Below are 23591 nucleotides of genomic sequence, written 5' to 3'. Positions count from 1 at the left end.
ACGTTAGCGGCTGTGGCCCGCCGAGGAAAGGTGACCTTCGGTGCGCGGACGGTGGTTCACCGCCCCGCGCCTCACAAGAACCGCTCGCCTGTCCCGTCAGGGACGGAGTACGACCTTTCCGAGGTTGCGCCGCGACTCGATCACCTCGTGCGCCTTCGCCGCGTCCTCCAGGGCGAACTCCCCGTGCACGGCGGGCCGCAGCGTGCCGTCCAGGAACATCCGCCACAGTTCCCGGCGCCACCGTTCGTACAACTCCGGGCGCTCACGGGCGATCCGCGCCATCTGGAAGCCCGTCACGGACTTGGCGCCCACGAGCAGGTCGTACGCCTGGATCGTCCCGCCGCCCGAGCTGTACGCCACCAGCCGCCCGCCCGGTGCCAGCGCGGCCAGCGCCGGGGTGAGCAGCTCGCCGCCGACCGCGTCGAGGACGTAGTCGACAGGTTCACCCCAACTGTCGTCCGCGTACAGGGCGGTGGCGTCGGCGCCGAGTGCGTGCACGAAGGCCGCCTTGGCCGGGTCGGAGACCGCGCTCACGACCCGGGACGCCCCCCGGACCCGTGCGAGCTGCACGGCGAGGTGGCCGACCCCGCTTGCCGCCGCCGTGATCAGCGCCGCCTCTCCCGGCTCGGGGCGTGCCGCCTCCAGCGCGCCGAGTGCGACCAGCCCGCTGCGGACCAGGGCGACCGCGTCGACCGCCGAAGCGCCGTCGGGGACCGGGGAGGCCATGGCCTCGTGCAGCAGCGCGAAGTCGGCGTAACCGTGGCCGAAGCACAGCCCCGTGACACGTTCGCCGGGCCGGAAGCGGGTGACGCCCGCGCCGACGGCCACCACCGCACCGGCGAGCTCACCCCCGAGCGGCACCGGCTGCGCGGCCCCGCTGACCTTGCGGACGACCGGGAGGGTGACCCCGACCGCCTCGCAGCGCACCAGGAGCTCGCCCGGGCCCGGCTCGGGGACGGGCGCCTCCTCCAGGAACAGCGGGCCACCCGTGGACTCGTAGCGGACGCGACGCATCGCACCGACCTCCCGTGGATTCATTGGTACTCCCAACGATAGAGAGATGGTCGTTGGGAAGTCCAATGAATAGTGGCTAGGCTGGCCGCATGGCCGAAGCACCCCTGCCCGCGATCCGCTCCCTCCCCAGCTGGCTCCTCGGCCGTGCCGCTGCCCGCGGACGGGCTCTGGTGGCCGAGGCGTTGGCCGCCGAGGGCCTGAAGATGTGGCACCACGTGGTGCTCTCCGCCGTCCGCGACCTCGCCCCCGTCGCCCAGGCCGACCTCGGCCGCGGGGTGCGGCTCGACCCCAAGGACCTGGTCGGCATCCTGAACGACCTCCAGTCCGCCGGTCTCGTCCTGCGCGAACCCGACCCCCGGGACCGCCGCAAGAACGCGGTGTCCCTCACGGGCGAGGGGGCGCGGCTGCTGAAACGCTGCGAGAAGGCGGCCCGCACGGCCAACGACGAACTGCTGTCTCCGCTCTCGACGGCCGAACGCGCCCAGTTCATGAGCCTGTTGATCCGGATCTCCGATACGGAGGGCTGATGGCGGACGACGTTCCGTCGTGACCGCGCCGCTCGCGGTGCCTTTGCGGGGTTCGACGGTGGCGTCGAGATCGTGAAACGGACCATCGGTGCCTTCCAGGACACCGATCTGGACGCGCGACTGCGTGAACACGGCGTCAGCACGCTGGTGTTCGGTGGGATCGCCACCAACCTCGGCGAGTTCACGGCCAGGCGCCCGGCGCCCGGGGGCGGTGGTGGCGGTGGACCAGGTGCGCTTCGCGGCGGACTGAGCCCTCGCAGTCGCAGTCAGTTCTGGGTGGCCGTGGCGGTCTCCAGGGTGAGCCGGTGTTCTCCCGCGTACACGTTCATGGAGCGGCCGCGCAGGAAGCCGACCAGGGTCAGGCCGGTCTCGGTGGCGAGGTCGACGGCCAGGGAGGAGGGTGCGGACACGGCGGCCAGCACGGGGATGCCGGCCATGACGGCCTTCTGTGCCAGCTCGAAGGAGGCCCGGCCGGAGACCAGCAGGATCACCCGGGACAGGGGGAGGTTCGCGTTCTGCAGGGCGCGGCCGACGAGTTTGTCGACGGCGTTGTGGCGGCCGACGTCCTCGCGTACGTCGAGGAGTTCGCCGTCCTCGGTGAACAGGGCGGCGGCGTGCAGCCCGCCGGTGCGGTCGAAGACTTGCTGGGCCGCACGGAGCCGGTCGGGCAGGCTCGCGAGGAGATCGGGGTCGATGCGGAGCGGGGGTGCGTCGTCGATCGGCCAGCGAGTGGTGGTGCGCACCGCGTCGAGGCTGGCCTTGCCGCACAGGCCGCAGGAGGAGGTCGTGTAGACGTTGCGTTCGAGGGTGATGTCGGGGATGACCACGCCGGGGGCCGTCTTCACGTCGACGACGTTGTAGGTGTTCGAGCCGTCCGCGGTGGCTCCCGCGCAGTAGACGATGTTCAGCAGGTCGCTCTGCCGGGCGAGGACCCCCTCGCTGACCAGGAAGCCGGCGGCGAGGGCGAAGTCGTCGCCGGGGGTGCGCATGGTGATGGCGAGGGGTTTGCCGTTGAGGCGGATCTCCAGCGGTTCCTCGGTGACCAGGGTGTCCGGGCGGGACGAGATCGCCCCGTCGCGGATACGGATCACCTTGCGTCGTTCCGTGACTCGTCCCATATGTGCCTCAGTCCCGGTTCTGTACGTGCTGGTAGCCGAAACGGCCCTTGCTGCGTCTGCTGCATCTGCTGCCCATTGTCCTGCACCGCCGATCCCGTACGCCTGGCGATATACTGTCTACAGTATGGGTTGCGGTCGATGTGTGGCAACAGCGCGCGGGTGGCCCAACACGCCCTGCGCACCGGTCCGTTCGACCGTTCGTCGCGTGCCGGATACCGCTCATCGCATACGGTCGACGCGCCGTCTTTTCAACCAGCTCGTTTGTTCCTACCGTCCGGGATCATGAGTCCCCCTGTCGCGCCCCCGGGGTGGAGCCGCTGGCTCGTCCCCCCGGCCGCTCTCTCGGTCCACCTCTCCATCGGGCAGGCGTACGCCTGGTCCGTGTTCAAGCCGCCGCTCGAGTCCGCGCTCGGTCTCAGCGGCACGCAGAGCGCACTGCCCTTCCAGCTCGGCATCGTGATGCTCGGCCTGTCGGCCGCGTTCGGCGGCACGCTCGTGGAGCGCAACGGGCCGCGCTGGGCGATGACGGTGGCGCTGATCTGCTTCTCGTCCGGCTTCCTGCTCTCCGCGCTGGGCGCGGCCACCGAGCAATACTGGCTCATCGTCCTCGGCTATGGCTTCGTCGGCGGCATAGGCCTCGGCATCGGTTACATCTCGCCGGTCTCCACCCTGATCAAGTGGTTCCCGGACCGGCCAGGCATGGCCACCGGGATCGCCATCATGGGCTTCGGCGGCGGCGCGCTCATCGCCTCGCCCTGGTCGGCACAGATGCTGGAGTCCTTCGGCTCCGACAGCTCCGGGATCGCGCTCGCGTTCCTCGTGCACGGGCTGTCGTACGCCGTCTTCATGCTCCTCGGAGTCCTGCTGGTGCGCGTGCCGCGCAGCGAGAAGCCGGTCGAGAGCGCGCCCAGTGCCTTCGAAGGGCCGCAGGTCTCGGCGCGCAACGCCGTGCGCACACCCCAGTTCTGGTGTCTGTGGGTCGTGCTCTGTATGAACGTGACCGCGGGCATCGGCATCCTGGAGAAGGCCGCCCCGATGATCACCGACTTCTTCAAGGGCACCTCGACCCCGGTCTCGGTGTCGGCCGCGGCCGGCTTCGTCGCGCTGCTGTCGGCGGCCAACATGGCGGGCCGTATCGGCTGGTCGTCGACGTCCGACCTGATCGGACGGAAGAACATCTACCGCGTCTACCTGGGCGTGGGTGCGGTGATGTACGGGCTCATCGCCCTGTTCGGCGACTCCTCCAAGCCGCTGTTCATCCTGTGCGCGCTGGTGATCCTGTCCTTCTACGGCGGCGGTTTCGCGACGGTCCCCGCCTATCTGAAGGATCTCTTCGGGGCCTACCAGGTCGGGGCCATCCACGGCCGGCTGCTCACCGCCTGGTCCACGGCCGGTGTCCTCGGACCGCTGATCGTGAACTGGATCGCCGACCGCCAGGAGGACGCGGGCAAGAGCGGCTCCGCCCTCTACGGGATGTCCTTCGTGATCATGATCGGGCTGCTCGTCGTCGGGTTCGTCGCCAACGAGCTGGTCCGCCCCGTCAGCGCCCGTCACCACATTCCCGCACCGAGGGAGGCCGCCGATGTCACAGCCCGACAGCAGCCAGAGTCCGCCTGACCGGCGTCCGCTGATCGCCCTGGCCTGGGTGTGGGTGGGCGCGCCGCTCGGCTACGGGCTCTACGAGCTCGTCCAGAAGGCGACGCAGCTGTTCACCAAGTAACCGTTCGGCAGGTGTCCGGGCGTCCGAGGGGTGAGGGAAGCCGACAACTCGGGCGCCCGTTTCCTGTGGCCTTACGTGCCCGCGTACCCGTGAGTCACTGATCAGACTGGGGGATCCGGCTACCCAAGGCAACGAGGGGGACCCCCCATGAACGGCTCGCGGATCGCCGCAGTCGGCCACTACCAGCCCGCCAAGGTTCTCACCAACGAGGAACTGGCGGGCCTGGTCGACACCAGCGACGAGTGGATCAGGTCCCGGGTGGGGATCCGGACCCGCCACATCGCCGGCCCCGACGAGCCGGTCGACGAACTCGCCTCGCACGCCGCCGCCAAGGCGCTGGCCGCGGCAGGGCTCGCCCCCGCCGACATCGACCTGGTCCTGGTCGCCACCTCGACCGCCGTCGACCGGTCCCCGAACATGGCCGCCCGGGTCGCCGCCCGGCTCGGCATCCCCTCGCCCGCCGCGATGGACGTCAACGTGGTCTGCGCCGGCTTCACCCACGCGCTGGCCACCGCCGACCACACCGTCCGGGCCGGTGCGGCGACCCGGGCGCTGGTGATCGGCGCCGACAAGATGTCCGCGGTGACCGACTGGAGTGACCGCACCACCTGCGTGCTCGTCGGCGACGGGGCGGGCGCGGCGGTCGTCGAGGGGGCCGACGTGCCCGGCATCTCGCCGGTCCTGTGGGGATCGGTGCCCGAGATGGGGCACGCCGTGCGGATCGAGGGCGAGCCGGCGCGGTTCGCGCAGGAGGGGCAGAGCGTCTACCGCTGGGCGACCACGAAGCTCCCGGCGCTGGCCCGGCAGGCCTGCGAACGCGCCGGGCTCACGCCCGCCGACCTCGCGGCGGTCGTGCTGCACCAGGCGAACCTGCGGATCATCGATCCGCTCGCGGAGAAGATCGGTGCGGTCAACGCCGTCGTGGCCCGCGACGTCTCGGAGTCCGGGAACACCTCGGCGGCCAGCATTCCGCTCGCGTTCTCCAAACTGGTCGAGCGGGGCGAGATCTCCACCGGTGACCCGGTGCTTCTGTTCGGGTTCGGCGGGAACCTGTCCTACGCCGGTCAGGTCGTCCACTGTCCATGACGGGCGGGATGTGACGAGGCCGACTCGCGGTTTACCTGGCCCCTGTGCGCCGTAGACTGTAGACAAAAGGCAAGCAGTCAGGGGTGTACGGGGGTGTCCGCCGCCGAGGAGGGGGACCGCGATGTTGTCGACGGGACTGCCGCAGGGAGCCGTGCCGAAGCTGGAACGTCCCGGTCCGCTGCGTGACCGCGTGTACGAGGCGTTGTTGGAGTTGATCACGACGCGTGCTCTGCAGCCGGGTCAGCATCTGGTGGAGAGTGAGTTGGCGGGTCATCTGGGGGTGTCGCGGCAGCCGGTGCGGGAGGCGTTGCAGCGGTTGAACAGCGAGGGGTGGGTGGATCTGCGGCCGGCTCAGGGGGCGTTCGTGCATGAGCCGACGGATGAGGAGGCGGATCAACTCCTCACCGTGCGTACCCTGCTGGAGGCCGAGGCGGCTCGGCTGGCGGCGGCGAACGCGGGCAGCGCCGGTATTGCCGCCCTGGAAGCGCTGTGCACGGAGGGTGAGAAGGCCGTCGACAACGACGACGTGGACGCGGCGGTCGCTCTGAACGCCCGGCTCCACGCGAAGGTCATGGAGTTGGCGGGCAACGCGGTCCTCGCGGAGCTGGCGGGGCAGGTGGATCGGCGGGTGCGCTGGTACTACACGCCGGTGGCCCGCCAGCGTGGCCGGCAGTCGTGGATCGAGCATCGTGAACTGATCGCCGCGATCGCGGCTCGTGACGAGCGGCGTGCCACCGAGCTGATGCGGGAACACACCGAGCACACACGGACGTCGTATCACGCCCGCCAGCGGTCGTAGTCCCCTCACTGGGACGCGTCCGCGTGGCCCCGGGTGCGGCGGGCGAAGGTGCGCGGTGCGCGCCCCGTGACCTGCTCCACCTACGGTTTCGGCATGCCGGCCGCCTCCGTCTTGGGGCGTGCATCCGGACGCGTTCGGCGGGCAACAGCGCCTCGGGGCGGACGTGAGCGCCAACTCGTTGGACAGCAGGGCTCGCAGAGCGACCTGCGCGATGTCGTACAGGTCGATGCCGGTGGTCCGCGCGACCGGGAAGGGCACCCGGACCGTGTCGCCCTCGCGGATCTGGTCCGCGAGCCGGAGCGCCTTGCTCGTGACGCTCGCCTGGCGGACGAAGGTCCATCGGGGACCCGAGTCGCGTAGCGGCGTCCTCCGCGGCCGGCAGATAGCCGACGGCAGCGTTGTCCCGGTCGCTGGTGCCCGCCCGACAGGCCCGAGAGCAGGACCGCCCGGTGCACACCCGCGGCTCGCGCGTCCGCCGGAACCTGCCGCTGGCCCCCGTACCCGAACCATCAGGAGTAGCCCCCCTCTAGTCGGACCATCAGGAGCAGCCCTCGTGCCCGGGCACCAGGGAAGGAAAGCCCCCCGCGCGCGCGGGCATCAGGAACAGCCCCCGTACGCCGTCCAGTGCGGCCCGTACGGTATCGAGTCGGTCATAGCTCCCACCACGGCCTCCCCGCCCGCCGGACTCCGCCGGAGCCCGCACGAGTTCGGCCTCCACGTTCTCCGTCGCACCCGTCACCAGGAACATGCGCACCCCTCCCTCGCGCCCATCCTGCGGTGGCACGCGCCGGGACGCCAGAGTGCGGACACGTCTTTGTCCTGTGAGTGGAGAAAGTCGGCATCAATCTCTGCACAGCTTCTTCCCAGGTTCGGCAGCCGCTGCTACGTTCCCCTCGAAAGCCCGGCAACTGGTGGCCGAATGAGGCGGGGAGGGGCTCGTGAGACGCATGACGGCACGACCCGCGAACGCGCATCAGGCCCGGCTGCTCAAGCTGTTGCGCGACGGAGGACCCAACTCCCGTGCGCAACTGGGCGATCAGGTCGACCTGTCACGGTCCAAGCTGGCCGTGGAGGTGGACCGGCTCCTGGAGACGGGCCTGATCGTGGCCGACGGACTCGCCGCCTCCCGCGGCGGGCGCCGCTCCCACAACATCCGGCTCGCCCCCAACCTGCGTTTCCTCGGCGTGGACATCGGCGCGACCTCGGTCGACGTCGCCGTCACCAACGCCGAACTGGAGATCCTCGGACATCTCAACCAGCCCATGGACGTCCGCGAGGGCCCGGTCGCCGTCTTCGAGCAAGTCCTGGCCATGGCCGCCAAGTTGAGGGCCTCGGGGCTCGCGGAGGGTTTCGACGGCGCCGGCATCGGCGTCCCGGGACCGGTCCGCTTCCCCGAGGGCGTACCGGTGGCTCCACCGATCATGCCGGGCTGGGACGGCTTCCCCGTGCGGGAGGCGCTCAGTCAGGAACTCGGCTGTCCGGTCATGGTCGACAACGACGTGAACCTGATGGCGATGGGGGAGATGCACGCGGGCGTGGCACGCTCCGTGGGCGACTTCCTCTGCGTCAAGATCGGCACCGGCATCGGCTGCGGCATCGTCGCCGGCGGTGAGGTGCACCGCGGGGTGACCGGCAGCGCGGGCGACATCGGGCACATCCAGGCCGTACCCGACGGCCGCCCGTGCGCCTGCGGCAACCGGGGTTGCCTCGAAGCCCACTTCAGCGGGGCTGCCCTCGCCCGGGACGCCGTGGAGGCGGTCGAGCAGGGACGCTCCGAGGTACTCGCCGCACGGCACACGGCGAACGGCGGCCTGACCGCGGTCGACGTCGCCGCCGCCGCTGCCGCCGGCGACCCCACCGCTCTCGACCTGATCCGTGAGGGCGGCAACCGGACCGGTCAGGTCATCGCCGGACTGGTCTCCTTCTTCAACCCGGGCCTGGTGGTGATCGGCGGCGGGGTGACCGGACTCGGCCACACCCTGCTCGCCGCGATCCGCACCCAGGTCTACCGCCAGTCGCTGCCCCTGGCGACCGGCAACCTGCCCATCGTTCTGGGGGAGTTGGGCCCCACCGCCGGAGTCATCGGCGCGGCCCGGCTCATCAGCGACCACCTGTTCTCACCCGCGTAAGCCATCCCGGTACGGCCCGTTCGGCTGCGGCTCTTCCCGCCGCGCCCGGCCCCTCCAGCACAGCGCCCTGCTTCGCCCTGCCCTGAAACCGGCCCGCACGCCCGCCAAGGGGACCTCATGGCACCAGAACCACCGCTGCTCAGCATGTCCGGCATCACCAAGACGTTCCCCGGAGTCCGGGCCCTCGACGGCGTCGACCTCGACGTCCAGGCCGGTGAAGTGCACTGTCTGCTCGGCCAGAACGGGGCCGGGAAGTCCACCCTCATCAAGGTGCTGGCCGGTGCCCACCAGCCCGACACCGGCCGGCTGCGCTGGCAGGGCGAGGAGGTCACCCTCCGCTCACCGATCGCCGCCATGCGCCTCGGCATCGCCACCATCTACCAGGAACTCGACCTGGTGGAGCACCTGTCCGTCGCCGAGAACGTCCACCTCGGCCATGAACCCACGGCCGCGGGGTTCGTCGTACGGGGCAAGGCGGCCCGTCGGTCGACAGCCGCGCTGCTGCGACGTCTTGGGCACCCGGAGATCGATCCGGCGCGCCTGGTCGGGGAGTTGCCGGCCGCGCAGCAGCAGATCGTGTCCATGGCGCGGGCCCTCTCCCACGACGTACGGCTCATCGTGATGGACGAACCGTCCGCCGCCCTCGACCCGGACGAGGTCGACAACCTCTTCCGCATCGTCGGCGACCTCACCGCCGAGGGCGTCGCCGTCGTCTACATCTCCCACCGCCTGGAGGAGATCCGGCGGATCGGCGACCGGGTGACCGTCCTCAAGGACGGCCGGGCCGTCGCCGTCGGACTGCCCGCCAAATCGACGCCGACCCGCGAGGTCGTGGCGCTGATGACGGGCCGCAACGTCGAGTACGTCTTCCCCGAGCGGCCGGCGTCGGGACCTGGTGGTCCGCCCGTTCTGGAGGTCAAGGGCCTGGCCCGGCAGGGTGAGTTCGAGCCCCTCGACCTCGTGGTCCACCCCGGGGAGATCGTGGGCCTCGCCGGACTCGTCGGCTCGGGACGCTCCGAGATCCTGGAGACGATCTACGGCGCCCGCAAGCCCACCGCCGGTCAAGTCGCCTTGGACGGAACAGCGTTGAAGCCCGGCAGTGTCCGCGCCGCCGTCCGCGCCGGGATCGGGCTCGCCCCCGAGGAACGCAAGGCGCAGGCCCTGCTGATGCTGGAGTCGGTCACCCGCAACGTCTCCGTCTCCTCCATGTCCCGCTTCTCCCGGGCCGGTTGGATCGACCGGGGCGCCGAACTCGGCGCGGCCCGGGCGGCGACCCGCGAACTGTCGCTGCGGCCCGACAACCCCTCCGTGCCGATCCGCACCCTGTCCGGCGGCAACCAGCAAAAAGCCGTCCTGGCCCGCTGGCTGCTGCGCGGCTGCCGCGTCCTGCTGCTCGACGAACCCACCCGGGGCGTCGACGTCGGAGCCCGCGCCGAGCTGTACGCGGTCGTGAGGCGCCTGGCCGACGAAGGACTGGCCGTGCTGCTGGTCTCCAGCGAGGTCCCCGAGGTGCTCGGCCTCGCCGACCGCGTCCTGGTGCTCCGCGAAGGCCGTGTCGTCCACCGGGCGCCCGCCCGTGAGCTCGACGAACACCGTGTACTCGACCTCGTCATGGAAGGAAGCCCGGCGTCATGACGCAACATGTGTCCCCGCCCCGGGGAAGCGCCGACAAAGTGCCTTCGGTGAGCGAACCGTCCGCCTGGCGAGGGGTGTTCGCCCACGCCGACGTCCGCACCCTCTCCCTCCTCGGCGTGCTCGCCGTACTGGTCCTCATCGGCGGCATCACCAAGCCCGACGAGTTCCTCGACACCCGCAACCTCCAACTCGTCCTCACCCAGGCCTCGGTGATCGGTGTCGTCACCGTCGGCATGACCTTCGTCATCACCTCGGGCGGCATCGACCTGTCCGTCGGCGCGATCGTCGCCCTCTCCTCGGTGTGGGCCACCACCGTCGCCACCCAGGAGTACGGCTTCGCGGGCATCCTCTTCACCGCGGTGATCGTCGGAGTCGGCTGCGGCCTGGTCAACGGGCTGCTCATCGCGTACGGCGCGATGGTCCCCTTCATCGCCACGCTCGCCATGCTCGCCTCGGCCCGCGGACTCGCCCTGCAGATCACCGACGGCAGCACCCAGGTCGTGACCGTGTCCTCCGTCCTCGACCTGGGGGAGCGCGACGCCTACGTCCTCGGGATCCCGCCACTCGTCCTGGTCTTCGCGGTCGTGACGATCATCGGCTGGCTGGTGCTGAACCGCACCACCTTCGGCCGGCGCACCGTCGCCGTCGGCGGCAACGCCGAGGCCGCCCGGCTCGCCGGCATCGACGTCCGCCGCCAGCGCCTCTACCTCTACCTGCTGTCCGGACTGTGCTGCGGCATCGCCGCCTTCCTGCTGATCGTCCTGTCCGGTTCCGGCCAGAACACCAACGGCAACCTCTACGAACTCGACGCCATCGCCGCCGCGATCATCGGCGGAACCCTGCTCAGCGGGGGCCGCGGCACCATCACCGGCTCCGTGCTCGGCGTCCTGATCTTCACCACGATCACCAACATCTTCGCCCTGAACAACCTGCAGAGCGACGTCCAGCAGATCGCCAAGGGAGCGATCATCGTCGCCGCCGTGCTGGTCCAGCGCCGTACCGCAAGCACGACCTGAGGAAAGGGTTCACCGCCATGCCACAGCACATGAGCCGCTTCACCAGTCGCAGAGGGCTGCTCTTCGGGACCGCCGCCGTCGGGGCCGGTGCCCTCCTCGCAGGTTGCACCAGCAACGACTCCGGCGACGACGAGCCCGCCGCGAACGACCAGCCGGCCGCCTCCGACTCGCCCGGCAAGCCGGTCACCATCGGCTTCGCCGGACCCCAGGCCGACCACGGCTGGCTCAACGCCATCAACGACAACGCCAAGAACCGGGCGAAGAAGTACTCGGACGTCACCCTGGAGATCACCGAGGGCTCCAACGACACCGCCCAGCAGATCGGCCAGATAGAGACCCTGATCAACAAGAAGGTCGACGTTCTGGTCGTGCTGCCCGCGGACGGCAAGGCCCTCACCCAGGTCGGGCTCAAGGCGATGCGCGCCGGGATCCCGGTCGTGAACCTGGACCGGATCTTCAACACCCCGCAGGCGTACCGCTGTTGGATAGGCGGCGACAACTACGGCATGGGCCTCAACGCCGGCCACTACATCGGCGAGAAACTCAAGGGGAAGTCGAACGCCAAGGTCATCGAACTGGCCGGACTCGACAACCTGGAACTCACCAAGCAGCGCACCAAGGGCTTCGACGACGCCCTGAAGAACTACCCGAACGTCAGGAAGGTGGCCCGCCAGGCCGCCGAGTTCACGGTGGAGTCCGGGCAGGCCAAGATGGCCCAGCTCCTGCAGGCCCAGTCGAGCTTCGACGCGGTGTGGAACCACGACGACGACCAGGGCGTGGGCGCGCTGCGTGCCATCGACCAGGCCGGCCGCGACGACTTCCTGATGGTCGGCGGCGCGGGCGCGCTGTCCGCCTTCCAGGCCATCAAGCAGGACAACGGCGTCCTCAAGGCGACCGTCCTCTACCCGCCGACCATGGCCGCCTCCGCGATCGACCTTGCCCGCGCCCTCGGTCAGTCCAAGGGCATAGGCGGCCTCTCCGAGTTCGAGATCCCGGCCTCGCTCACCCTCTACTCGGCCGTCGTCGACAAGACCAACGTCGACCAGTACATGTCCACCGGCTTCAAGTGAGGCGTACCGATCAGGGACCTGTCTTACGGACCGAGCCCGCTGCGAGCTCCGAGGGGCAGGTCCCAGGTGCCCGGTTCGTCGACGGACCGGGCTGCACCCCCCACCGCGCCACGACGACGAGGAGGACATCGCGCATGGCACAGCCGCAGCAGTCAGAAGAGGCCGAGGTGCCGCCGCTCCGGGTCGGCATGGTCGGCTACGCCTTCATGGGCGCCGCCCACTCTCAGGGCTGGCGGACCGTCGGACGCGTCTTCGACCTGCCCCGCCGCCCGGTGCTCGCCGCGATCTGCGGACGGGACGCGGCCGCCGTGCGCCGGGCCGCCGACCGGCACGGCTGGGCGGCCGCCGAGACCGACTGGCGGGCGCTGATCGAGCGGGACGACGTCGACCTCGTCGACATCTGCACCCCCGGCGACAGCCACGCCGAGATCGCGCTCGCCGCGCTCGCCGCGGGCAAGCACGTGCTGTGCGAGAAGCCCCTCGCCAACACCGTCGAGGAGGCACAGGTGATGACCCTTGCCGCCGAAGAGGCGTTCGGGCGCGGTCAGTTGGCGATGGTCGGCTTCAACTACCGCAGGCTGCCCGCCACCGCGCTGGCCCGCCGGATGGTGGCCGAAGGACGGCTCGGCACGCTGCGGCACGTGCGGGTGACCTACCTCCAGGACTGGCTCGTGGACCCCCAGTTCCCGCTGACCTGGCGGCTGCGCCGGGAACAGGCCGGCTCGGGCTCGCTCGGCGACCTCGGCGCGCACATCGTCGACCTCGCCCAGTACCTGGCGGGGGAACCGCTGTCCGGGGTCTCGGCCCTGACGGAGACCTTCGTACGGGAACGGCCGCTGGCCGGCGGCGCCGTCAAGGGCCTGGCCGCCGTCTCCGGGACCGGCACCGGCCAGGTCACCGTGGACGACGCGGCCCTGTTCACCGGCCGCTTCACCTCCGGTGCCCTCGCCTCCTTCGAGGCCACCCGCTATGCCACCGGCCGCAAGAACTCCCTGCGCATCGAACTCAACGGCGAGCGGGGCTCGTTGGCCTTCGACCTGGAGCGCCTCAACGAACTCTCCTACCACGACGCCACGGAACCCGCGGCGCACGCAGGCTTCCGCCGCATCCTCGTCACCGAGCCCGACCACCCCTACCTGGACGCCTGGTGGCCGCCCGGCCACGGACTCGGCTACGAGCACACCTTCGTCCACCAGGCCCGCGACCTCGTCCACGCGATCGCCGAGGGCCGCCGCCCCGACCCCTCCTTCGCCGACGGACTCCAGGTCCAGCGCGTCCTCGCGGCCGTGGAGGAGAGCGCCGAGAAGAACTCCGTCTACACCCCGATAGCCGTCTGAGGAGGCCCCGGAAAATGCCGCGCCAGTTCACGCTCTTCACCGGCCAGTGGGCCGACCTCCCCCTCGAAGAGGTCTGCCGCCTCGCCCGCGACTTCGGCTACGACGGACTCGAACTCGCCTGCTGGGGCGACCACTTCGAGGTCGACAAGGCGCTCACCGATCCGTCGTACCTGGATTCCCGGCACGCGCTGCTCGACAAGTACGGCCTCAAGTGCTGGGCGATCTCCAACCACCTCGTCGGCCAGGCCGTCTGCGACGCCATCATCGACGAACGCCACCAGGCCATCCTGCCGAGCGAGGTGTGGGGCGACGGCGACCCGGAAGGCGTCCGGCAGCGGGCCGCGAACCGGATCAAGGACACCGCGCGGGCCGCACGCGCCTTCGGCGTCGACACCGTCATCGGCTTCACCGGCTCCGCCATCTGGCACCTGGTCGCCATGTTCCCGCCCGCCCCCGAGTCGATGATCGACCGCGGCTACGAGGACTTCGCCGAACGCTGGAACCCGATCCTCGACGTCTTCGACACCGAGGGCGTGCGGTTCGCGCACGAGGTCCACCCCAGCGAGATCGCCTACGACTACTGGACAACACAGCGCGCGCTGGAGGCAGTTGGCGGACGACCGGCCTTCGGCCTCAACTTCGACCCCTCCCACTTCGTGTGGCAGGACCTCGACCCGGTCAACTTCCTGTGGGACTTCCGCGACCGGATCTACCACGTCGACTGCAAGGAGGCCCGCAAACGCCTCGACGGCCGCAACGGCCGCCTCGGCTCCCACCTGCCCTGGGGCGACCCGCGCCGCGGCTGGGACTTCGTCTCCGCGGGCCACGGCGACGTCCCCTGGGAGGACGTCTTCCGCATGCTGCGTTCCATCGACTACCAGGGCCCCATCTCGGTCGAGTGGGAGGACGCCGGAATGGACCGGCTCCAAGGCGCCCCCGAGGCACTGAACCGTCTCAAGGCCTACGACTTCGAGCCCCCGTCGGCCTCGTTCGACGCGGCGTTCGGCAACTGAACTCCTTCCCGCCCCCGGGATGACGGCGCATCCCGGCGCACCCGCACCCACCCGTACGACCGGCCCCATTCTGGAGGCATCCGTGCACGGGAAAGACCACACCACACCGACCGACAGAATCGAGACCCACAGAGGACGCGCACCCTGGCGTAGAGCGGCGGCCCTGCTCACCGGCCTCCTGCTGGCCGGTGCGTCGCTCACCCTGGCCGCTCCCCAGGCCGGCGCAGCCGTCGCCGACGAGAGAGCTGCCGGCGAGAAAGCCGCCACCGCGGTCGCCGCCGAGGACTTCCAGCAGGTCACCCTCGCCAAGGGCGAACCGGAGGTCGGCGAGCCCATGTCGCTCGCCGTCCTCCCGGACCGCTCGGTCCTGCACACCTCACGCGACGGCGAACTCCGCATCACCGACGCGGCCGGCACCACCCGCCTCGCCGGCAAGCTCGACGTCTACTCCCACGACGAAGAGGGACTCCAAGGCGTCGGCGTCGACCCGCAGTTCACCACCAACCGCTTCATCTACCTGTACTACGCGCCCCCGTTGAACACCCCGGCGGGCGATGCCCCCGAGACCGGCACCGCGGCCGACTTCGCCCCCTTCGACGGCGTCAACCGGCTCTCCCGGTTCGTCCTGAACACCGACGGCACCCTCGACACCGCCAGCGAGACGAAGATCCTCGACATCCCCGCGACCCGCGGCATCTGCTGCCACGTCGGCGGCGACATCGACTTCGACGCGGCCGGCAACCTCTACCTGTCGACGGGCGACGACTCCAACCCCTTCCAGTCCGACGGGTTCACCCCCATCGACGAACGCGCGAACCGCAACCCTGCCTTCGACGCCCAGCGCACCGCCGGCAACACCAACGACCTGCGCGGCAAGATCCTGCGCATCAAGGTCAACGCCGACGGCTCCTACGCGATCCCCGACGGCAACCTCTTCGCCCCCGGCACGGACAAGACCCGGCCCGAGATCTACGCCATGGGCTTCCGCAACCCGTTCCGCTTCAGCGTCGACAAGCAGACCGGGATCGTCTACGTCGGCGACTACGGCCCCGACGCGGGTGCCGCGGACCCGGCCCGAGGCCCCGCCGGCCAGGTCGAGTTCGCGCGGGTGACCGGCCCCGGCAACTTCGGCTGGCCGTACTGCACCGGCGACAACGACGCCTACGTCGACTACGACTTCGCCACCGGCACCTCGGGCGCCGCCTTCGACTGCGCCGCGCCGAAGAACACCTCCCCGCACAACACCGGCCTCACCGACCTTCCCCCCGCGCAGGCCGCCTGGATCCCCTACGACAACGGATCGGTACCCGAGTTCGGCACCGGATCCGAGTCCCCGATGGGCGGCCCGGTCTACCACTACGACCCCGCACTCGACTCACCCGTGAAATTCCCCGAGGCCTACGACGGCGACTTCTTCGCCGGGGAGTTCGGCCGCCGCTGGATCAAGCGGATCACCAGCGACTCCGACGGAACCGTCCAGTCGATCAACGACATCCCCTGGACCGGCACCCAGGTGATGGACATGGCCTTCGGCCCCGACGGCGCGCTGTACGTCCTCGACTACGGCGTCTCCTGGTTCGGCGGCGACGAGAACTCCGCCCTGTACCGCATCGAGAACGCCACCGACGGCCACTCCCCGGTCGCCCAGGCGTCGGCGGACCGGACGTCCGGACAGGCACCGCTGCGGGTCCGGTTCTCCTCCGCGGGTACCAGCGACCAGGACGGCGACGCCCTCACCTACAACTGGGACTTCGGCGACGGCGGCACGTCCACGGCGGCGAACCCGACACACAAGTACAGGAAGAACGGCACCTACACCGCGACCCTGACCGCGAAGGACCCCTCCGGCCGCACCGGCAGCGCGAGCGTGCAGATCGTCGTCGGCAACACCGCCCCCAAGGTGACACTCGAACTCCCGCAGGACGGGCAGCTGTTCAGCTTCGGAGACGCGATCCCGTTCAAGGTCCGCGTGAGCGACCCCGAGGACGGCCGGCCCATCGACTGCGCCAAGGTCAAGGTCACCTTCGTCCTCGGCCACGACAGCCACGGCCACCCCGTCACCTCCGCCAACGGCTGCACCGGCACCCTCCAGACCAGCGCCGACGGCGGCCACGACGAGGACGCCAACATCTTCGGCGTGATGGACGCCGAGTACACCGACAACGGTGGCGGCGGCCAGGCCCCGCTGACCACCCACGACCAGAGCGTCCTGCAGCCCAGGCACCGCCAGGCCGAGCACTTCGGCACCGGCTCCGGCGTCTCGGTCATCGCCAAGGACACGGCACACGGCGGCAACACGGTCGGCGACATCAACAACGGCGACTGGGTCTCCTTCACCCCGTACGTGCTGAGCAACGCCAAGTCCGTTTCGGCGAGGGTGTCCTCCGGTGGTACCGGCGGCACGCTGGAGATCCGCGCGGGGTCCGCGACCGGCACCCTGCTCGGCAAGGCGACCGTGCCGGTGACCGGCGGCTGGGAGACCTTCCAGGACGTCACCGCCAGCCTGTCCCGCGCACCCAGGGGCACCACCACGCTCTACCTGGTCTTCAAGGGCAGCGGCACCGGCGCCCTGTTCGACGTGGACGACTTCACCTTCACGACCGGCTGAGAGGAGAGGCCCGTATGAACACAACTGGACGATGGACGACGGCGGTTGTGGGAGCCGCCCTGCTCCTCGGCTGCGTGTCCGAACCCGCCGCGTCACACTCCGCGGACGACGATCGGGTGCTTGTCTTCTCCAAGACGGCCGGCTTCCGGCACGACTCGATCCCCGAAGGAGTCGCGGCCGTACGGGAACTGGGCGCGAGCGCCGGCTTCTCGGTCGACGCGACGGAGGACGCGGCCGCGTTCACGCCCCGCAACCTGCGCCGCTACGACGCGGTCGTGTTCCTCTCCACCACCGGGGACGTCCTCGACCCCAGCCAACAGCGCGCCTTCGAGGGCTACATCCGGCACGGCGGCGGATACGTCGGCATCCATGCCGCCGCCGACACCGAGTACGACTGGGCGTTCTACGGCGGCCTCGCGGGTGCCTGGTTCCAGTCGCACCCGGCGATCCAACCGGCCACCGTGGTGGTCGAGGACCGCGCCCACCCGGCCACGTCAGAACTGTCCCCGACGTGGAACCGCACCGACGAGTGGTACAACTACCGCACCAATCCCCGCGACCGGGTCCACGTCCTGGCCTCCCTCGACGAGTCGTCGTACACCGGCGGCACGATGAACGGCGACCATCCGATCGCCTGGTGCCAGGACTACCAGGGCGGCCGGGCCTTCTACACCGGCTTCGGCCACACCAAGGAGTCGTACGCCGATCCCGCCTTCCGTGGCCACCTGCTGGGCGGAATCCGGTATGCGATCGGCGCCGCACAGGCCGACTGCCGACCGGAGAACGGCTACCGGCCGCTCTTCGACGGCACCGCCGATTCACTGGCCGGCTGGAAACAGGCGGGCCCCGGCTCCTTCACCCTCTCCGACGACGGCACACTCACGTCGTCGGGCGGCATGGGGATGCTCTGGTACGCCGGTTCCGGGCAGAGCCTCGGGTCGTACTCCCTGAAGCTCGACTGGAAGATGGCCGGCGCCTCGGGGGACGACAACTCTGGTGTGTTCGTGGGCTTCCCACCCTCGGACGACCCCTGGTCCGCCGTGGACAACGGCTACGAGATCCAGATCGACGCCACCGACGTACCCGAGAAGACGACAGGGTCCGTCTACGGCTTCCGCTCCGCCGACCTGAACAAGCGCGACCGTGCGCTGAATGCGCCGGGGGAGTGGAACACGTACGAGATCCGCGTGCAGGGCGAACGCCTGCGTGTCTGGCTCAACGGCGTGAAGATCAACGATTTCACCAACACCGATCCGGCCCGCAGCCTGCGTGACGGGCATGTCGGCATCCAGAACCACGGAGCCGACGACCAGGTGTCGTTCCGCGACGTCCGGATCAGGGAACTGCCCGCGAAGGCCTCCTCGACGGTGGCTTCGCAGGGCGACTGAGCGACGGCGGGCGGGGGACGCCGGACTCCCGCCCGCCGTCTTCACCCCTCGTCGTCCATCCCTTCGTCGCAGGGTCTGTTCACCCATGTGTTCGGCAAGGAGGCTGCCATGTCCGCGTCCGAATCCGTACCGCGCGTCGGCGTCTGGCTGGTCGGGGCCCGCGGTTCCGTCGCCACCACAGTCGTCGCGGGCTGCGCCGCCATGACCGCGGGCCTGCACCCGCCGACGGGCCTGATCACCGAGACCCCGCCCTTCACCAAGAGCGGCCTGCCCGCACTGTCCGCCCTGGTCTTCGGCGGCCACGACACGCTGGACTGCCCCCTGCCCAAACGGGCGGAGGCCCTGGCGGCCGGCGGCGTCCTGCCGCACGACCTGCCGACCGCGGTGAGCGCCGAACTCGCCGCCGCCGAACGGGAGATCAGACCAGGCGGTCCCCTCCCCGGCGACACCAGGACCGAGGAGGACCTGATCGCCGCCTTCGCCGCGGACATACGGTCCTTCGTACGACGGTGCCGGCTGGCGCGCGCGGTCGTGGTGAACGTGGCCTCCACCGAGCCCGCCCCGGCCGGCGACGCCCTGCCCCCGAGCTCCCTCTACGCAGCGGCGGCCCTGCGGGCAGGCTGCGCGTATGTGAACTTCACGCCCTCCACGGGCCTGCACCACCCTTCCCTTCGACGACAGGCCGAGTCCTCGGGCCTTCCGTTCGCGGGCCGCGACGGCAAGACCGGCCAGACCCTGCTCCGGTCCGTCCTGGGCCCGATGTTCACCCAACGCGCCCTGACGGTCCGGGCCTGGTCCGGCACCAATCTCCTCGGCGGCGGCGACGGAGCCTCGCTCGCCGACCCGGCGGCCGCCGCGGCGAAGAACGCCGGCAAGGAGCGGGTCCTGGCCGACACCCTCGCCACCACCCCCGAGGGCGAGGTCCACATCGACGACGTCCCCGCGCTCGGTGACTGGAAGACCGCCTGGGACCACATCGCCTTCGACGGCTTCCTCGGCACCCGCATGATCCTCCAGACCACTTGGCAGGGCTGCGACTCCGCCCTGGCCGCACCGCTCGTACTCGACCTGGCCCGCCTGGCCGCCCGCGCTCAGGAGCGGGGCCTGCCCGGTCCGTTGGGCGAGCTGGGCTTCTACTTCAAGGACCCGGTGGGGCAGGGGCCTTCGGGACTGGGGGAGCAGTACGCGGAGTTGATGGCCTTCGCGGAACGGCTCCGGGCAGAGCGAGCGGGGCGCGGGCCGGGCCCGCTCGGGAGTCGCACGCCGGGTTCGGCTCACGGCGGCGGTACGGGGGAGCAGCGATGAAGGCGGGCAGGGCAGCGGTGGACGGCCTGTCGGAGGGGGTGGGTGGGCCGACGACACCCCGCCGCACGACCTCGTTCGAGGAGGCCTCCCCACCCACCCCCTCACCGGGGCGTGCGCACACCGGCCGCGCCCGCGCCTGGGCTGAACTCCTGCGCCTCCCGGCCCTGTTCACCGTCCCCGGCGACGCCCTCGCCGGAGCGGCGGCAGCGTCCGCACCGCCCACTTCCCGCACCCTCCTCGCCATCGCGTCCTCCGTCTGCCTCTACGAGGCCGGCATGGCCCTCAACGACTGGGCCGACCGCGACGTGGACGCCGTGGAACGCCCCCACCGTCCCCTGCCTTCCGGCCGTATCCACCCCACGGCAGCCCTCGGCGCGGCCTGCGCCCTCACCGGCGCGGGCCTCACCCTGGCGGCCCGCGCGGGCCGCCCCGCCCTCACGGTCGCGGTGCCCCTCGCGGCCACGGTCTGGGCGTACGACCTGGCCCTGAAGAACACCCCGGCAGGACCGTTCGCGATGGCAGCGGCACGAGGGCTGGACCTGCTGCTCGGCGCGGCGGCGACAGCCGGGGCCGACGTCGGGGGTTGGAGGAGCGCGGTGGATGACCGGGTCCGCGGGGGCGGTGCGGTCCGGGTGGAGGCCACAGGCGTCTCTACTCCGAAGGCCGGGGCGGGCAGTGTGGGCCGGAAGGTCGGTGCGTGCCGCACGTGGGTCACGGCCGTCGCCGACGCGCGTCGGTCGGCCCGGGGTGCGGCAGCCGTTCCCGGTGCCGTACACAGCATCCGCCGGGCCCTGCCCTCCGCCGCACTGCTCGGCGCCCACACCCTCGCCGTCACCACCGTGTCCCGCCGCGAAGCCCAGGGCGGCTCACCCCTGGCCCCCTTGGCCGCGCTCGCCGCGACTGCCGCGCTGACGCGGACGCTGACCCGGCGTGCGTTCCCGTCGGACCGGACCGACGGAATCCGACGAGGTACCGGAGCGCGCGACCTGGCGAGCCCGGCGCCCCTCGCGGACCCGGCTACCGCGGCGGTGTCCCCGCTGCCACGCCGACCGCGCCAGCCCGGCGCCGGCTCCGAACCCCTCGACACGCGCACCGCCCTGCGCCTGGCCCTGGCCGCCATCTACGCGACCACCACCGCCCGCTCCTACTTCCACGCCACCCTCAACCCCTCACCCCCGCTCACCCAACGAGCCGTCACCGCCGGCATCCGAGCCACGATCCCCCTCCAGGCCGCCCTGACCGCCCGCTCGGGCGCCAAGGGTGCGACCGTCACGGCTCTGCTCACCACCGCCCTCCCCCCCCTGGCAGGACGCCTCGCGAGAAAGGTGAGCGTCACATGACCGACCCCCTCGCCCCGCCCCGGCCCGCACCCCGTGTCACCCCCCTCCGCTTCGGCTACGGCACCAACGGTCTCGCAGACCTCCGCCTGGACGACGCCCTGACCCTGCTCGCCGATCTCGGTTACGACGGTGTCGGTCTGACGCTCGACCACATGCACCTGGACCCCCTCGCCCCGGACCTGGCCGCACGCACCCGCCGCCTCGCGCACCGACTGGACGCGCTCGGCCTGACCGTCACCGTCGAGACAGGCGCCCGCTATGTGCTGGACCCGCGCCGCAAACACGGTCCCTCGCTGCTCGACCCCGACCCGGACGACCGCGCCCGCCGCGTCGACCTGCTGGTCCGGGCCGTCCAGGTCGCCGCCGACCTCGGCGCGCACGCCGTGCACTGCTTCAGCGGCATCACCCCGACAGGCACGGACCCGGACACGGCGTGGAAACGCCTGGCCGAGACCCTCGCCCCCGTCCTGGACACCGCCACCACCGTCGGCATCCCCCTCGCCGTCGAACCCGAACCCGGCCACCTCCTCGCCACCCTCGCCGACTTCCACCACCTCCGCACCACCCTCGGCGACCCGCCGGCCCTCGGTCTGACCCTCGACATCGGCCACTGCCGGTGCCTCGAACCCCTGCCGCCCGCCGACTGCGTACGCGCCGCGGGCCCCTGGCTGCGCCACGTCCAGATCGAGGACATGCGCCGAGGCGTCCACGAACACCTCCCCTTCGGCGACGGCGACATCGACTTCCCGCCGGTCCTCGCCGCCCTGGCCGACACCGGCTACCCGGGCCTGACGGTCGTCGAACTGCCCCGCCACTCCCACGCGGGCCCCCACTTCGCCGAACTCTCCCTCCCCTTCCTCCGTCAGGCAGAGGCGCTCTCCCAAGGAAGCACCCCATGACCCACGCCCACGCTCATGCCCACCAGGCAACCCCCGCCGCGGACACCCAGGGCACCACCCTCGCCCGAACCCCGCTGCACGCCCTGCACAGCCACCTCGCCGAACGCCTCGGCGAAACAGCCCGCGACTGGCTCGACCAGGCCCTCGACGAGGCCGCCGCCCACCCCGGCGCCCACGGCCCCATCTCCGTATGGGAGCTGCGCCTCGCCGAGGCCGGACGCCGCTGCGGCCCCGAACACGCCGACGCCGCCCGCATCCTGATCCTGCACGCGGCCCACGCCGACACCGCCGCCCTGACCCGCGTCTACACCCAGGGCACCGCCGCCGAACGCCGTGCCGTCCTGCACGCCCTGCCCCACCTCGTGCCCGGCCCCGAGGCCCTCCCGCTCGTCGAGGACGCCCTGCGCACCAACGACACCCGGCTCCTGGCCGCCGCCGTCGGCCCCTACGCCGCCCGCCACCTCGACGCCCACAAGTGGCGCCACGCCGTCCTGAAATGCCTGTTCACCGGCGTGCCCGTCACCGAGGTGGCCGACCTCGACCGGCGGGCCCACGCGGACGCCGAACTCGCCCGCATGCTCGGCGACTACGCCGCCGAACGCACCGCCGCCGGCCGTCCCGTGCCCGAGGACCTGCACCGCGTCCTGACCCTGACCGACCCCACCGCCACCCCACCCGCGCCGGCCGCCGACCACGGCCACAGCGGCGCGGACGGCACCCACGGCAAGGAGTCCTGATGCGCATCTTCGACCCCCACATCCACATGACGTCCCGGACCACCGACGACTACCAGGCCATGCACGACGCCGGCGTCCGCGCCGTCGTCGAGCCGTCCTTCTGGCTAGGCCAGCCCCGCACCTCTCCCGCCTCCTTCCTCGACTACTTCGACGCCCTGCTGGGCTGGGAGCCCTTCCGCGCCGCCCAGTACGGCATCGCCCACCACTGCACCCTCGCCCTGAACCCCAAGGAGGCCAACGACCCGCGCTGCCTCCCCGTCCTCGACGAACTCCCCCGCTATCTCGTCAAGGACCAGGTCGTCGCCGTCGGCGAGATCGGCTACGACTCCATGACCCCCGCCGAGGACACCGCCCTGGCCGCCCAGCTCCAGCTCGCCGCCGACCACCGGCTGCCCGCGCTCGTCCACACCCCGCACCGCGACAAGCTCGCCGGGCTGCGCCGCACCCTCGACGTCGTCCGCGAATCCGCCCTGCCGACGGACCGGGTCCTGATCGACCACCTCAACGAGACCACCGTCAAGGAGGCCAAGGACAGCGGCTGCTGGCTCGGCTTCTCCGTCTATCCCGACACCAAGATGGACGAGGAGCGGATGATCGCGATCCTGCGCTCCTACGGCCCCGAACAGGTCCTGGTGAACTCCGCCGCCGACTGGGGCCGCAGCGACCCCCTCAAGACCCGCAAGGTCGCGGACCTCATGCTCGCCGAGGGCTTCACCGAGGACGACGTCGACCGCGTCCTGTGGCGCAACCCCGTCGCCTTCTACGGACTCAGCGGCCGGCTCGACCTCGACATCGCGGCCACCGAAGCCACCCACGAGGGCAACTCCATCCTCCGCGGCGGGGCGTGAGC

The 23591-nt window shown here is 71.2% G+C and carries 21 protein-coding genes and 1 pseudogene; 19 read left to right on the top strand and 3 right to left on the bottom strand.

Annotated elements, in window-relative coordinates; all coding sequences use genetic code 11:
- Positions 1 to 96 precede the first annotated feature (96 nt).
- Complete coding sequence (locus ACZ39I_RS11685) at positions 97 to 1014, bottom strand: quinone oxidoreductase family protein (protein ID WP_467244381.1); 918 nt, start codon at positions 1012 to 1014, stop codon at positions 97 to 99.
- Between the two features lie 89 nt (positions 1015 to 1103).
- Here ACZ39I_RS11685 and ACZ39I_RS11680 point away from each other — a divergent pair, with 89 nt between their 5' ends.
- The gene (locus tag ACZ39I_RS11680) at positions 1104 to 1541 is read left to right on the top strand and encodes a MarR family winged helix-turn-helix transcriptional regulator (protein WP_467244321.1); all 438 of its coding nucleotides are present in this window, start codon (positions 1104 to 1106) and stop codon (positions 1539 to 1541) included.
- Between the two features lie 54 nt (positions 1542 to 1595).
- A pseudogene (locus ACZ39I_RS11675) lies at positions 1596 to 1733 on the top strand (isochorismatase family protein); the annotation flags it as partial.
- A 74-nt stretch (positions 1734 to 1807) separates the two neighbouring features.
- On the opposite strand, the gene fdhD reads toward ACZ39I_RS11675, so the two are convergent.
- On the bottom strand, positions 1808 to 2659 hold the full coding sequence (gene fdhD, locus ACZ39I_RS11670; protein WP_467244320.1) for a formate dehydrogenase accessory sulfurtransferase FdhD: 852 nt from the start codon (positions 2657 to 2659) through the stop codon (positions 1808 to 1810).
- Positions 2660 to 2941: 282 nt separating this feature from the next.
- Between fdhD and ACZ39I_RS11665 the strand changes: the two genes are divergently transcribed.
- The 4 genes from ACZ39I_RS11665 to ACZ39I_RS11650 all read left to right on the top strand — a co-directional run bounded on the left by ACZ39I_RS11665 (position 2942) and on the right by ACZ39I_RS11650 (position 6264).
- Complete coding sequence (locus ACZ39I_RS11665) at positions 2942 to 4276, top strand: OFA family MFS transporter (protein WP_467244319.1); 1335 nt, start codon at positions 2942 to 2944, stop codon at positions 4274 to 4276.
- Positions 4242 to 4379: an MFS transporter small subunit gene (locus ACZ39I_RS11660; RefSeq protein ID WP_352381235.1), complete on the top strand. Its 138-nt coding sequence runs from the start codon at positions 4242 to 4244 to the stop codon at positions 4377 to 4379. Before ACZ39I_RS11665 ends, ACZ39I_RS11660 begins: the two co-directional genes overlap by 35 nt.
- A gap of 147 nt (positions 4380 to 4526) precedes the next feature.
- Positions 4527 to 5465 (top strand): beta-ketoacyl-ACP synthase III, encoded by a 939-nt coding sequence (locus tag ACZ39I_RS11655; RefSeq protein ID WP_352381234.1) that lies wholly within the window; start codon positions 4527 to 4529, stop codon positions 5463 to 5465.
- A 121-nt stretch (positions 5466 to 5586) separates the two neighbouring features.
- Positions 5587 to 6264: a GntR family transcriptional regulator gene (locus tag ACZ39I_RS11650; RefSeq protein WP_467244318.1), complete on the top strand. Its 678-nt coding sequence runs from the start codon at positions 5587 to 5589 to the stop codon at positions 6262 to 6264.
- A 538-nt stretch (positions 6265 to 6802) separates the two neighbouring features.
- On the opposite strand, the gene ACZ39I_RS11645 is transcribed toward ACZ39I_RS11650, so the two are convergent.
- On the bottom strand, positions 6803 to 7012 hold the full coding sequence (locus ACZ39I_RS11645; RefSeq protein WP_467244317.1) for a hypothetical protein: 210 nt from the start codon (positions 7010 to 7012) through the stop codon (positions 6803 to 6805).
- Between the two features lie 199 nt (positions 7013 to 7211).
- Between ACZ39I_RS11645 and ACZ39I_RS11640 the strand changes: the two genes are divergently transcribed.
- From ACZ39I_RS11640 to ACZ39I_RS11580, 13 genes are all read left to right on the top strand, one after another.
- Entirely contained in the window at positions 7212 to 8393 is a 1182-nt protein-coding gene (locus ACZ39I_RS11640; RefSeq protein ID WP_467244316.1) for an ROK family transcriptional regulator, read from the top strand.
- A 117-nt stretch (positions 8394 to 8510) separates the two neighbouring features.
- Complete coding sequence (locus ACZ39I_RS11635; protein ID WP_467244315.1) at positions 8511 to 10028, top strand: sugar ABC transporter ATP-binding protein; 1518 nt, start codon at positions 8511 to 8513, stop codon at positions 10026 to 10028.
- Complete coding sequence (locus ACZ39I_RS11630) at positions 10025 to 11044, top strand: ABC transporter permease (RefSeq protein WP_467244314.1); 1020 nt, start codon at positions 10025 to 10027, stop codon at positions 11042 to 11044. Before ACZ39I_RS11635 ends, ACZ39I_RS11630 begins: the two co-directional genes overlap by 4 nt.
- A gap of 29 nt (positions 11045 to 11073) precedes the next feature.
- Complete coding sequence (locus ACZ39I_RS11625) at positions 11074 to 12114, top strand: substrate-binding domain-containing protein (RefSeq protein ID WP_393598958.1); 1041 nt, start codon at positions 11074 to 11076, stop codon at positions 12112 to 12114.
- A gap of 134 nt (positions 12115 to 12248) precedes the next feature.
- Positions 12249 to 13451, top strand: a complete 1203-nt coding sequence (locus ACZ39I_RS11620; RefSeq protein ID WP_467244313.1) for a Gfo/Idh/MocA family protein — start codon at positions 12249 to 12251, stop codon at positions 13449 to 13451.
- A 14-nt stretch (positions 13452 to 13465) separates the two neighbouring features.
- Positions 13466 to 14464: a sugar phosphate isomerase/epimerase family protein gene (locus tag ACZ39I_RS11615; RefSeq protein ID WP_467244312.1), complete on the top strand. Its 999-nt coding sequence runs from the start codon at positions 13466 to 13468 to the stop codon at positions 14462 to 14464.
- A gap of 82 nt (positions 14465 to 14546) precedes the next feature.
- Positions 14547 to 17072: a PQQ-dependent sugar dehydrogenase gene (locus ACZ39I_RS11610; RefSeq protein ID WP_467244311.1), complete on the top strand. Its 2526-nt coding sequence runs from the start codon at positions 14547 to 14549 to the stop codon at positions 17070 to 17072.
- A 14-nt stretch (positions 17073 to 17086) separates the two neighbouring features.
- Positions 17087 to 18460 (top strand): ThuA domain-containing protein, encoded by a 1374-nt coding sequence (locus tag ACZ39I_RS11605; protein ID WP_467244310.1) that lies wholly within the window; start codon positions 17087 to 17089, stop codon positions 18458 to 18460.
- A gap of 108 nt (positions 18461 to 18568) precedes the next feature.
- Complete coding sequence (locus ACZ39I_RS11600) at positions 18569 to 19765, top strand: inositol-3-phosphate synthase (RefSeq protein WP_467244309.1); 1197 nt, start codon at positions 18569 to 18571, stop codon at positions 19763 to 19765.
- Positions 19762 to 21105 (top strand): SCO3242 family prenyltransferase, encoded by a 1344-nt coding sequence (locus tag ACZ39I_RS11595; RefSeq protein WP_467244308.1) that lies wholly within the window; start codon positions 19762 to 19764, stop codon positions 21103 to 21105. Before ACZ39I_RS11600 ends, ACZ39I_RS11595 begins: the two co-directional genes overlap by 4 nt.
- Positions 21102 to 22004: a sugar phosphate isomerase/epimerase family protein gene (locus ACZ39I_RS11590; protein ID WP_467244307.1), complete on the top strand. Its 903-nt coding sequence runs from the start codon at positions 21102 to 21104 to the stop codon at positions 22002 to 22004. The genes ACZ39I_RS11595 and ACZ39I_RS11590 overlap by 4 nt, the downstream gene beginning before the upstream one ends.
- Complete coding sequence (locus tag ACZ39I_RS11585) at positions 22001 to 22741, top strand: EboA domain-containing protein (RefSeq protein WP_467244306.1); 741 nt, start codon at positions 22001 to 22003, stop codon at positions 22739 to 22741. Before ACZ39I_RS11590 ends, ACZ39I_RS11585 begins: the two co-directional genes overlap by 4 nt.
- Positions 22741 to 23589 carry a TatD family hydrolase gene (locus ACZ39I_RS11580; protein WP_467244305.1) on the top strand — a complete coding sequence of 283 codons (849 nt, stop codon included), beginning with the start codon at positions 22741 to 22743 and terminating at the stop codon, positions 23587 to 23589. Before ACZ39I_RS11585 ends, ACZ39I_RS11580 begins: the two co-directional genes overlap by 1 nt.
- The last annotated feature ends 2 nt before the right edge of the window (positions 23590 to 23591 follow it).

It is taken from the genome of Streptomyces sp. NPDC024687 (assembly GCF_055559055.1).
The sequence above is the reverse complement of the archived record's forward strand: the minus strand, read 5'-3'. Positions and strand labels throughout refer to the sequence as shown.